This window comes from Streptococcus entericus DSM 14446, assembly GCF_000380025.1.
In the GTDB taxonomy this organism is placed as follows: domain Bacteria; phylum Bacillota; class Bacilli; order Lactobacillales; family Streptococcaceae; genus Streptococcus; species Streptococcus entericus.
Window position 1 is genome coordinate 1 of record NZ_KB904174.1, and the last position, 12,542, is coordinate 12,542.

7 protein-coding genes and 1 pseudogene are annotated in these 12,542 nt (G+C 45.5%); all 8 read right to left on the reverse strand.

Annotated features, from left to right (window positions below; translation table 11 throughout):
- Positions 1-43 precede the first annotated feature (43 nt).
- A pseudogene (locus A3GW_RS11510) lies at positions 44-142 on the reverse strand (transposase); the annotation flags it as partial.
- Between the two features lie 259 nt (positions 143-401).
- On the reverse strand, positions 402-1,400 hold the full coding sequence (locus tag A3GW_RS0106805; protein ID WP_051070801.1) for an MmcQ/YjbR family DNA-binding protein: 999 nt from the start codon (positions 1,398-1,400) through the stop codon (positions 402-404).
- A 45-nt stretch (positions 1,401-1,445) separates the two neighbouring features.
- Complete coding sequence (asnA, locus tag A3GW_RS0106810; protein WP_018368539.1) at positions 1,446-2,438, reverse strand: aspartate--ammonia ligase; 993 nt, start codon at positions 2,436-2,438, stop codon at positions 1,446-1,448.
- Between the two features lie 238 nt (positions 2,439-2,676).
- Positions 2,677-6,300, reverse strand: a complete 3,624-nt coding sequence (gene addA, locus A3GW_RS0106815) for a helicase-exonuclease AddAB subunit AddA (RefSeq protein WP_026216637.1) — start codon at positions 6,298-6,300, stop codon at positions 2,677-2,679.
- Positions 6,290-9,547, reverse strand: a complete 3,258-nt coding sequence (gene rexB, locus A3GW_RS0106820) for an ATP-dependent nuclease subunit B (protein WP_018368541.1) — start codon at positions 9,545-9,547, stop codon at positions 6,290-6,292. Before rexB ends, addA begins: the two co-directional genes overlap by 11 nt.
- Positions 9,548-9,881: 334 nt before the next feature.
- Positions 9,882-10,490: a superoxide dismutase SodA gene (gene sodA, locus A3GW_RS0106825; protein WP_018368542.1), complete on the reverse strand. Its 609-nt coding sequence runs from the start codon at positions 10,488-10,490 to the stop codon at positions 9,882-9,884.
- A gap of 96 nt (positions 10,491-10,586) precedes the next feature.
- Entirely contained in the window at positions 10,587-11,633 is a 1,047-nt protein-coding gene (holA, locus tag A3GW_RS0106830; RefSeq protein WP_018368543.1) for a DNA polymerase III subunit delta, read from the reverse strand.
- Between the two features lie 98 nt (positions 11,634-11,731).
- Entirely contained in the window at positions 11,732-12,391 is a 660-nt protein-coding gene (locus A3GW_RS11705) for an LPXTG cell wall anchor domain-containing protein (RefSeq protein ID WP_473965403.1), read from the reverse strand.
- Positions 12,392-12,542 lie beyond the last annotated feature (151 nt).

Consider the following 12,542-nt stretch of genomic DNA (forward strand, 5'->3'; position numbering starts at 1 on the left):
AGCTACATAAACGGTGGAATATCTCGCCTAGACTGCTTCGCTATTGATTATAGATGACTTTTCGTCTATACTTAGGGGTGAACACAATGTGATATTTACAATTCCACTTTGTGTGTGATAAACGATGTGCTTTTTGAGCCATAGTTTTCTCCTTTCGCTCTACAATAGGCTTGAACACCTTTATTGTATCGCGTTTGGAGTTTTTTTGGTATAACCTTCGATGCGCACCCGCATAGCGGGTGGTTTATTGGTCACGCACCTTCGGAGCGTGACGGACTTAAAGTCACATAATAAAGCCCCCTGCTACTCCAATCGGTAGCAGGGGGTTGTTCATGCTCATTAGGATGCCCAATATCTGCCTATACTATCAAACACGACATTAACAATAGTGTCAGCAACCATTACTTTCCTGTCAAGGCCTTTACCAGTTCTTTTGTCATTCGCCTGGTGCTTCGGATGTTGGTGACGCCATGCTCTTGTAAGAAACTCATCGGATAGGTGTGATCGGAAAAAGTTGCCAAACATTCCAACAGCATTTCCTGCCTATCAGGAAATACTTCAACCACTCGGCAAGCATATCTGAGGCAACGATAGGGCGCTGTCAGATAGATATAAACAGTATGACCAACTGACATACCTTTTTTCTGTGGCCAAGAAACAAAGCGGCTGCTTGCAAAATCCTTATCAATATCGTAGTGTTTTGGATTAGCAGGAATGATCCAATAATCTGTTGCCAAATCCGATTGTGCTTTCAATTGGCTGACGAGTTCTCTACTCTCTGTGACAAGCTCAACTAGTTGCTCATCCGTTAGTCCGCCATCAAGCACTATGGTCACCCAGTGTTGTTTATTCATATGGTAGCTAGGATAGATGCCGGGTTTGCTAATCAGAGTTGCTTTGGCTGCTGGATCGATTTTGATATTGATGACTTCAACCTCTTCTTCCAACCTTTCAGCCGAATAGCCTTCATCTCCTAAGTCTAACTTTCCAAAAGGCAGGCGCAATGCAAGACCGTACCATTTTTGATTAGCAGGATGTTTAAAAGAGTAGATGCCTTTAAATCGTCCAAATTCCTCTGCAACATCACCAAATGTCGTTGAGAGATACCGCTCCAAAGCCTGACCCTGTCGTGAGACAAGCGATTGTTCCGAGCAACAAGAATGGGCAATCTGTTCCAAACAGGCTTGATAAGCCTCCCTGACTTGACCAACAAAAGCACCTGCTTGCTTGGTTCGAAAAGCGGTGTACTCCTCAGCCAAATCTGTGTCAATCAAACAACCAGACACCTGACCTTGCTCAGAAATCATCAGATGGGCTTCAAATTGACCATCAAGAAGGGGTGTTTTATAGCGATAAACCTCGCCATCTTTTTTGAACCCATAAGCCAGTAACTTATCCACCTGAAATTGTCTGTGTTGAAAAATATGATCTTCTATCAGCATGGGTTACAAAATGTGTTCAAATTCTCGGCGAACAGATGCTGGCCAAACGCTGGACTGAACTTCTCCAATGTGTTTTTTCCGCAAGAGAAACATTGCTAAACGTGACTGCCCGATACCACCACCAATTGACAGTGGAAATTCACCATTTAACAATGATTGGTGCCAGTCAAAGGTCAAACGCTCGGTATCACCTGTCAATTCGCACTGATGGCGAAGAGCAGCCTCGTCTACTCGAATACCCATAGAGGACAACTCGAATGCTGCCTGCAGTTGATCATTCCAGACTAGAATATCTCCGTTTAAGCCTCTGTAGCCTTGAGCTGACGGCGTTGTCCAATCATCATAGTCAGGTGCCCGACCATCATGAGGTTTACCATCAGCCAGAACACCTCCGATACCGATGAGAAAGACGGCTCCGTATTCTTTTGCGATAGCATTTTCCCGCTCCTTGCTGGTTAAATCTGGATAGCGAGCAACTAAATCTTCGGTGTGAACGAAAGTAATCTGCTTGGGTAAAATAGACTCAATATCATAGCGAGCTTCCACTGCTAGCTCTGTCAGACGGATAGCCTTATAGATCTGCTCCACTGTTTCTTTAAGGTAAGTCAAATTGCGTCGTCCCGAAGGAATGACCTTTTCCCAGTCCCACTGATCCACATACACCGAGTGGGTCGGATCGAGACTATCCTCATCAGGTCGCAAGGCTTTCATGTGGACAAAGAGCCCTTCTCCCTCATTGAAACCAAAACGTGCTAAAGTATGTCGCTTCCATTTTGCTAAGGAATGCACCACCTCATAAACAGCATCTGGAATCAATTTCACATTGACCGTCACCGCATTCTCCACCCCAGATAGGTTATCTTGCATCCCATCACCGACGCGGCTCAAAATCGGTCCCTGCACTTCAACAATCTCTAATTTGTCAATCAAATATTGGGTAAAGGTATTTTTGACAAAAGAAATCTCACCCTGCTGATCAATAAAACTTTTCTTCATATCCAGTCCTTTCAAAAAATCGTTAGACCTATTGTACCACTTTTCTATAAAAATAAAAGGGGCAAAAGAAAAATTCCTCCCCCTTTTTCATGTCATGACTGTCAGGTAGCACCAAGCAAAGATGTTACCTATCAATAAAGAGTGAGACACTGTCATGAAATGCCCCACTCTCTCATCAATTAGTCCATTATAATCTCACTAAGAAATAATCGGATTCTTTATCTTATCACGATAGTCTTTAGAGACTAACCACCTCAACCTTATCGCCCCCCAGTAAGACCAGAAACTGTTCAATGTGTTGGTTGCCATAAACTTGTTGCAGGGCTTGAGCGTAAAGGCTCATCTGTGGGCGATAACGTGCCACTAATTGACCAGGGTCACTGTATTTGTCTGTTTTATAATCAAACAGGATAATCCTGTCTTCCAACCGAACAAAACCATCAATAATCCCCCGTACAACAAATTCCTCTTTGCTGTCCTCATCTACGGTCAATAGGGCAAAAGGCGCTTCACGGATAAGCTGATCCGCATGTGTCACTAACAGCTGTCCTAGCGATGTGTCAAAAAAGCCAAATAATTTTTCCAAATCAATCTTGGCTTTGACCTGTGCGCTAACAGGAACCTCATCTAGTGCCTGTTTCAAGTCTTCAAGACCCACGGATGGCTTCATCTCGACGCGCTGCATCAGGTCATGCACAGCCGAACCGATAAGCTGAGCTGTGGCAACGGTCTCTCCCCCAACTATCGGCAAGTCAAAACGAGCAGGCTTACTCACCTGTTCCATCACCGACAGGGCTTGACTGTCAAGGATGGGCTGGTAACGCTCCTTGATTTGGCTTGGTGTCCGGACGGTCGGCAGGTTAATGGCTGAGCGGTAACGCTGATTAAGGCTCTCAACAGCCTCTAAGCGTTCCAAAGCCTGCTTGATGTCATCTGTCTGTCGCACAGCTTGCTGTCGACTAGACCAGTCAGCCACAGAAGAAGATAAATGACCAATTTTTTCTGGCGTCAAGTCCTCGTCTCGAACATAGGACACCTCTATCGGTAAGTCTTTATCTGCCTTAGCCACTGCCAACACCCAATCTTGAAAAGATGATAGTTTTTCACGATGAGCTACGGGCAGCCGTCCATCAATCAATTGGCCCTCGTATCGTTCAGCTAACTTTTCTTGACTTCCCTTGCCAACTAAATACAATTTCTTTTCTGCCCGCGTCATGCCAACATAGAGCAAGCGCATCTGCTCAGATAAACTAGCACGTCTTAACTCACGCTGATTGGCTTGATAAGCCATGGTGTCCAGCGACACCAACACCTGCTTGAGAGGTGCTGTCTCTGTTGCTAAATCAGCAGAGACATCTGCAATATACTTGATACCCACGCCATGTTGACGACTGATGACTAAATGAGCACGTTCATCACGTTGGTCAAAGGCCTTGTCCATATTCAAGATAAACACATAAGCAAACTGCAACCCTTTGCTCTTATGAATGGTCATCAGGTTAACCGCATCCTTAGGCGGTGCTAGCTCAACACTAGCTAAGTCATTATCTGTCGCTAAAATACGGTCAATCATTCGAATAAAGCGTGGTAAGCCCTTGAACCCTGTTTTTTCAAACTGATTGGCACGAAGCGCCAAGGCATAGAGATTAGCCTGACGTTTTTCCCCATTTGGCAAAAGTCCGACATGGTCATAATAGAGTCGATCTTGATAAATCAGCCAAATCAAGTCATAAAGACGATGTCCCTTAGCATACTGCCGCCATTTTGTCAGGTACTTTTGGAAATGGCTGAGCTTGTCACGACATGCCGGTAAGATTAAATGAGGGTGCTGCCCATCGCCGTGCTGAGCCAGACAAAGTTTCTCGTAAAAACTGAGACGCTCGGTCTCGTCTGCTTGCAAACTGATTCGCGCCAGCTCATCTTCAGTAAAGGAAAACATGGGTGATTTCAACAAGGCGACCAAAGCATAATCGTGGAGCGGATTGTTGATGGTGCGCAAGGTATCGAGCATGACGAGCACATCGACCGACTGAAGATAGGACATATCGCCACCATCAGCCACCAAAGGAATGCCGTGGCGGTCAAAGGTCCTCAAAATGCCATCGTTGCGTGAGCGCGAGGACACCAAAAGCGTGATGTCACTAAATGGTACCCCTGATTGGTGCAGGGCAATGATTTCCTTAACAACGAGGTCTACCTCGCCCTGAGTTACCGTATTGGTGTTATCGTCATCAAGTTCCTGGTCCGTATCGTAGATGAGGTATTGGCAACGATTAGCCGTGTTTACAATGGTCTGACCAGGAGAACCAGCTACTAAGTTGTGGCTCTCATCGTAAACCAAATCACCAATTTCCTCGTCCATCAAGCGAGTAAAGATTGCATTTGTCGCTTCTAAAACTTCTGTTTGACTACGGAAATTTTCTTTCAATAAAATCAAACGTCCAGCTGACGGATCAATCTGATACTGCTTAAATTTTTGATTGAAAATCTGAGGGTCTGCCTGACGAAAACGATAGATGGACTGCTTGATGTCACCCACCATGAACCGATTATTGCCTTGCGATAAAAGTTCCAATAGGCATTCCTGCGTATGGTTGGTGTCCTGATACTCATCGACCATTACTTCTTGATAACGCTGGCGATAAGCCTCACGCACCTCATCAAACTCACTCAAGAGCCGAATCGCAAAGTGGCTAATATCCGAAAATTCAAAAGCCCGTTCTTGCTGCTTGACTTCCAAATATTGCTGACAAAAATCACTAGCAAAGTCTTGAAGCACTTCAAGCAGTGGCAATGCCCCATCTTGATAATTTAGTACAACTCGCGTTTGATAGAGCTGAGCCAGCCAAGCCTTGACCTGCTCAATCAAGTCCTTACGATTGGCATTATAGGCCTCTTTGATGACCTTGGTTTCCTCTTTTCGCGTCGCATTGGTCAGGCCTCGACCCTTGGACGTCGCAGCTATATCAACCACGTATTGCAACTGCTCTTCAAGCTCCTCAAGGCTTACTGTCAGCTCAACTAGCGTCAACCGATCTACGATTGCTTGCACATTTTCCAGATATTTGGCTTTGGGAAATAGCTGAGCTTCATGCCGGAGGTGAGCTTGAAAAAACTGCTCTAGGTCATCTAATAAGCCTAACCCTGACTGTCTAAGGGCACTTAAAACCTCTTCAGATGACCTCTCCTCAGGTAAAAAGCTCTCCCTGAGCCAGACTTGAGGATCTGGCGTCGACTGGACAAAGGTCACAATCTGATCAACGACTTGGCGAAAGGCCTTGACATCCTTACGATTAACTGAAAAATTGCGCACCAGCTGCTTAAAGACTGACGCTGATGTCCCCCTCATGTAATCGTCAAACAGGTCATCAAACACCTCTTTTTTCAGCAAATCTTGCTCTGACTTATCTGTCAATATCCGAAATTTCGGCGATAACCCCAAAAGGTAGCCGTATTCGCCAACCAGCTTTTGGGTAAAGGCGTCCATGGTACCAATATCTGCCAGCTGCACATCCGCCAGCTGTCGAGACAAATGCGCTAGCTGCTCAGGGTTACTGGTTTTGGCAATCAAGGCTGTCAGTTTATCTTCCAAGCGTTCTTTTAATTCACCAGCTGCCTTGACGGTAAAGGTTGAGATAAACAGTTCCTTGATACTAACCCCACGTTTTAGCATATCAATGATACGCTCCACCATGACAAAGGTCTTCCCTGAACCAGCAGAAGCAGACACCAGAATATTCTGACCGTGGCTATAAATGGCTTCAATCTGCTCCTTAGTCCGCTTTTGTTTCTTATCACTCGTCTGCTCTGCCTCAGCCAATCGCGCAATCTCAGCTTCTGTTAAAAATGGTTCACGCATGATGGTCCTCCTTCTCCTTAGCCAATTCTTCTGCCATCGCCTCGAAAATCAGCTTGCGCTGGTCGGTACGTGGAAATTGCTGCAATCGCCTTGCCTGTCCCAGATGCAAATCTGCCTCAAAGCGCGTGATGCTTTTCAGCTGATCACCTGCAACTGAGCGCCCATCTCTCGTATAAGGATTGATGGCAAAATGACCAGATAATATGCTTTCAGCAGCCTGCTTGTAGAGGTGGGCGTTATACTCAAGCAACGTTGCCAGCTCATCTTGGGTATAGGTATTATTTTTGCTGCTGTAACGCTGGTCGAGGAGGTTGGTCTGGTCGGTGATGAACAGCCCCTTATAAGTAACATCTTGATGAGCTGCTGCAAGTAAGTCAGCTGTGGAAGTCGCCTTAGACAGCGCAACCAGAGGCTGGTGAACTTGAAGATACATGGCACCAAAAACATCGTCCACCTGCGCAAAATCACTCGACTGTTTCAGAGCTGCCACATAGGTCAACAACTGAGGGCTTAATCGGTTGTAAAAATCACTAAGCTTAAAGCGCTGGTCACTCGACTTGTAATCGACAACACCATAACTTTGGCAATCAGACAGTCTGTCGAGACGATCCATCTTACCAGTGATGACGAGCTCGCGCCCCCCTGATAAAGTGGCTTTCTTCTGATTGGTAAAGCTAAAATTAAGCTCTTCACCGACAATATCGACAGGCGATTGTTCTTTTAACACTTGGGCAGTCTGACGAATCATACTGGTCATCAAGTCATGGGCAAACCGTGTCTGAGCTGATTGCTGGTAAAGCATCGCAATCTCTGGCTCTTGGCTCGCCTGCTCTAGAGCCCTATCCAACTTGACATCAAAATCTGTCTTAGACTTATCTGCTGTCACCAATTCAAACACCCGATGAAAGAAAATACCGTGTTGTCTAGCATCTGGTAAAATACTGTCTTCCTCTTGCAGGCGCAGGACATGGGTCAGGAAAAATTTATATTCATTGTTATAAAAATCGCTGAGCGACGACGCTGATAGGCGTAAGGAAGAGTCTCTCGGGTACCGCACAGCAAGGGTTTCAGGACTAAGTGGCCTGCTTACCACATCTGCGCTCACCTCAGGTAGCACCAAACCCTGCTCTGCCATTTTCCGACGTAAGCGACGAATCAGAACCGACCAATAATCGGCCGATGTTTTATCCAGTTGGTCAAGTTCAAGGTCTGTCTGATAGGCCTCAACCAAACGAGACAGGAGGCTACGATAGGTTGCCACATCAACAGGAGAGTGATATGAGCGCTTGTGGTGAACGACAGGCAAGCCCAACTCCGCTAGCTGATTCATGTAGGTTGATGCTGTGTCTTCGGTCTCACCAAGCATGGTCGGACTGGACAAGACCAATTCCTGTGTCGCTGCATTTAGCAAGGACACCATGGTGTAGTTATTTCGCTTCAGGTTATCTCCACCAGGAAGGTCTAGCTCCCCTATTGTCAGATGGGCGTTAATGGACAGACGCTCCTCATCTGACAGCAGGCTGACATTTTTGACAATTTCTGGGAAGTTTGACTGGCTGAGCCCAATGGCAAAGACAAATGGCTTGGTATGGGGCTCGATTAAGTTGTAAGACTTAATGTTAACCACATCAAGGGTTGCAGGGACTATCCGATAGGTCGCAGCCAGCATACCCGCCCTGAGTAGTCCCAATAACTCCATCAAAGGTAAGGTCTTTTTAGCAAAAATCAGCTGAAGCTGTTCCAAAAGCGCACAAAAGGTTTTCCAAACCTGCTCGTGTTTTTCTGCTTCCTGCTGACTGCCTGTTGAAGCGAGAGCTGCTAAATGGTGACGTAAATCAACAGACTCAAAAAAGCCTAACAAGTGCTCAAGCACGTTCTCGACAGGCAAGCCATCTGCTTGCATAAATGCCAGCAAAGGATTCATGATGGCTTGGCGCGTCTGATTGAGTTGGTCGAGGTCAAATCGCCCGTTTGTTTTAACAAAGGGTTCTGAAAATCCTTTTTTCCCTCTAATCAAGGCATAACTCACATAGCGGTCAAATTGGTCAATCGCCATCTGGTCAAGCTGTCCCACAAGCCCTGACTGAATGAGGTTTAGAACATCTTCTGCACGAAACTGATAGCGATAGAGCCGCTCAAGGCTATCGACAACATGAACCAAGGGATGATCTGCCATCGATTCTGCTTGACCGAGATAATAGGGGATGGCATAGGTCGAAAAAACCTGCCCCAGCTGTAACTGGTAGGCCTCAACATCGCCAAGCAAAACCAGCATATCCTTATAGCGATACCCTTCATCTAACTTCTGGCGAATGCTCTGTGCGACAAGTTCCAACTCTTCTTTGATACCGCTGGCTTGCCAGATCTGAATCCTAGCTTTGTCATCATCGGTGAGAAAGCTATCAACGTCGCGGTAAGCATAACTGTTCTCTAATTGAGCAGTCACTCGACTAAAGAAAGTTTCAGGGCTTCCTAAGGTCATATAAGTAGGCTTAGTGGCAAATTCTTCTGCTAATTGCCTTAAAAACTCAACACTGGCTTGGTAGAGCTGGCCTGCTTGATAAGGTGATTTGTAGGCAGATTGGCTGGCGTAAGTCCCTATCATTACCTCATGACAAATCTGATTGAGCTGATGGATGAGTGCTTTTTCCGTTGCAGTAAATCGTGTGAAACCATCGATAAGAACAACCACCTGAGCAAGGTCTTCTGTCAACAAACCTGCTTCTATATCATCTCGCAACTGGCTGATGGTCGACTGTGTTGAAAAATCTAAGTCAACCAAAGCTTCATTAACTTTCTCCATGATAAGACAGATATCTGATAGCTTATCACTTTCAAAAGCAGCTAGTTCGGCTAAATCTAAGTCGCTGCTCTGCCATTCTTTATAAAAATCAACTAGTTGAGCGATAAAGGCTGGATCAGTGCCGAGCAACTGATAGCGACGGAGTTCCCCATCAGTCAAACCAGCTAAAACCCGATATATTACCAGTGTCAACCCTAGCTCATCAATCGTTTTCTGACCTTTCTGACGAGACAAGGTCAAATAGCGCGCCATCTGACCAAAACGCGTCACCGTGATGGCAAAGGAAGCCCGACTCGGCAGATATTCCAAGACACGACGCTCTTTTTCAAACGATAAGGAGTTGGGTGCAATATAAAACACCCTCTTACCAGCATCAGCATAGCTTTGTGCCTGCTGGGCTAAGAGTTGTGTTAAATCATTGGCCAAATCGGTATAGACTAATTTCATGGCTATTCCTTTCTGCTCTGTTTCCCTCAAGCGATGACCATCAGGTCAGTAATTAACTAAGCTGTCATTGACAGAGATAGATTCTTGGGTCTATTATACCAAATTTTCAAACAGCTGGCTAACATGAATAAGGTTAGACAACTTAAAGGAGATAGGTATAGGACATAACTCAACAAGTGATAAGATTTTTCCTCTCGCACTCCTTCAAGACCTAGCTTTTAAAAACCGCAGAGAAGCCTACCAATAGCTGCTACTGCAACTTAACTACATCCCATGAAATGCTTAAAAAGACTGGGATTTGTCCCAGCCTCTGTCAATAAAATAGTCTGCCTGATTAAGCTTTGGCTGCCGTGTAGAGCTCAGCCACCTTAGTCCAGTTAATGATGTCAAAGAAAGCTTTGATGTAGTTCGGACGGACGTTGCGGTAGTTAAGGTAGTAGGCGTGCTCCCAAACATCCAAACCAAGGATTGGGGTCAATCCTGCCATGATTGGTGTGTCCTGATTACCAGTCGAAGTAACCTCGAGCTTGCCATCTTTGTTTACCACTAACCAAGCCCAACCTGAACCGAACCGTGTCGTTGCTGCTGCTGTGAAAGCCTCTTTGAAGCTGTCAAATGACCCAAAAGTTGCCTCGATATCAGCCAAAAGCTCAGCTGGTACCTCTGTTTTCTCTGGAGACAAGAGTTCCCAGAAAAGCGCGTGGTTCAAATGACCACCACCATTATTAATGACAGCTTGGCGGATATCAGCCGGAATGCTGTCCACATCAGCCAGCAAAGCCTCCAGATCTTCACCGATTTCTGGGTGCTTTTCAAGCGCAGCGTTAACATTAGCCACATAGGTCGCATGGTGCTTGTCATGATGGAGTGTCATGGTTTCCGCATCAATCACAGGTTCTAATGCATCGTAAGCATAAGGCAAGTCTGGTAAAATAATCGCCATTTGGTCAATACCTCTTTTCTTTTGATACTCTTATTATACGGTAAAATGGCAGAGCTTTCAAGATTTTTGCCTGCTATCCTTCTCACGACACATTTGTTAGCTTTTATGGGACTGATTAGCCAGTTTTAACAGGGCAATCTCAAACAAATAAGCTTTCTCATGAAGTCCTGATTTAATCTCAAAATCCGTCTTAATCAAAGTCTTAATGGCTGTTTTTAACCGTTCCACAGGCAACTGCTGACCATCTCTCAGAGCAACTTTCACCTGATAAGGATGAACCGACCGCCCAAGATAATCAGACAACTCTGCGACTAGCTGAGGCTCACCAAAACCACGTCGCGACAACAACTTAACCTGCAAGAGCAAACGCAACTGCCCCAAGATAATGGCAATTAACTTGACCTCATCCTCACCTTGCAAGCGCAAATCAGCTACCAATCCCAGACCTTCAGTCACCTTCCCTGACAAGATTAACTTAGTTAAATCAAAAATATTATCCTGCAAACTCTTTGGAATAGCCTCGTCAATGTCTTTCAAAGAAATAGCTGAGCCTGAGCCTTTGTAGTTGGTCAAAAAACTCATATTTTTTAACAACTGTCCGAAACCATACTGGGACTTTCTCATCAAAGCATCAAAACTTCCCGCCTCAAAAGATAGACCTGATGTCCGAGCCAGATTGATAAAATACTTCTGCAATTCATCTTCTGATAGGGGACTAGCTTCTAAAAGAAGGGCATCACGCTTCAGTAACTTGACCAGCCGTCGCTTTCCATCCAGTTTTCCAGCCGCACAGATAATCAATCGTGTTGTCTCTAGTGGATGTTCCAGATAGACCTCTAACTGCTTTAGTTCCTGTTCAGTCAGGTAAGACTTTCTTGTTGTCGTGATGTCTAGGACGTTGTCCAAAATAACTACTTTTTCTTCTGAAAAAAAAGGCAGACTCTCCAAATCCATAGCAACATCACTATAACGTACTGCCGACAAATCAAAATAAGAGTAGGTCAAGTCACTTGGATGATAGCCAATTTGTTTCAGCAAGGTCTCTTTCATATGGGCAAACAAGCCAACATCCTCTCCAAAAAGAACCGTCACTGAGGATAACGTTTCTTTTTTCAACCTTGTCAATGCATCTAAATTTGTCATAGGATTATTATACCATAGTTTAGATTTAGATGAGGTATCCTAAGAAATAAAAGCATAAAAAACTAGACTGGTTCATGACCAATCTAGTTTTTATTAGCTTATCTAGCTCGTCTTCTCAGTCCGGCTAAGCCTAGGGCTGATAAGAGGGCTGTTGCGCCGACAGCGGCTAGAGCTGTGTGGGCATCGCCTGTTGCAGGGAGTCCCTTCTTACCTGCTNTCGCTGAGGCTGGTGCTGAAGCTGCAGGAGCTGTAGCTGGTCGGCTTGTCGCTTTAANAAGCTTAGCAACTTCTGCCTTGATGGCTTCGAGTTCAGCTTCAGTTTCTGCNAATGCTACCTTGACAGCCAAATCGCCTTTTTGTTCGTCAGTTAAGTTGGATGCATCAATTGCTTTGAGCAAATCGGTCGCCAATTTAGCCTTGTCCACAGGTTTATCTGGTGTATTACCACCTTGACCAGGGGTTCCTGGAGTCGGAACATGGTCTGGGTCTGGATTTGGCGTTGGTTTTGGATCCGGATTTGGAGTCGGTTCTGGATCTGGAACCGGTGTTGGTTTTGGATCCGGATTTGGTGTCGGTTCTGGATCCGGTGTTGGTTCTGGATCTGGAACTGGTTCTGGAACTGGTGTTGATTGTGGCTCATAAACAATACCATACTCACTGAAGTGCTCTGCGGTGAATTTGGCATAGCGCTTGCCATCACGAGTCACTGTTGTGAATGACAGGCTTTGGCTCTGGTCACTATTTGGTAGGTAAACCACTTGAGCGACATCTTTGCCGTCATCAATCGGCAGGTAAACGTCAACCGGAGCAGTTGGCTTGGTGACATTACCATCCTTGTCGACCAGCTCGATGTCAAAGAGGTCGTAGTCGGTGCCCTTGAGGATAGCTGGCGTTTCAGGGTTATTGGTT

Bases quoted from the DNA above. Each gene is read 5' to 3' on its own strand.
- sodA (WP_018368542.1), bottom strand. From the start codon at position 10,490: ATGGCGATTATTTTACCAGACTTGCCTTATGCTTACGATGCATTAGAA.
- holA (WP_018368543.1), bottom strand. From the start codon at position 11,633: ATGACAAATTTAGATGCATTGACAAGGTTGAAAAAAGAAACGTTATCC.
- asnA (WP_018368539.1), bottom strand. From the start codon at position 2,438: ATGAAGAAAAGTTTTATTGATCAGCAGGGTGAGATTTCTTTTGTCAAA.
- rexB (WP_018368541.1), bottom strand. From the start codon at position 9,547: ATGAAATTAGTCTATACCGATTTGGCCAATGATTTAACACAACTCTTA.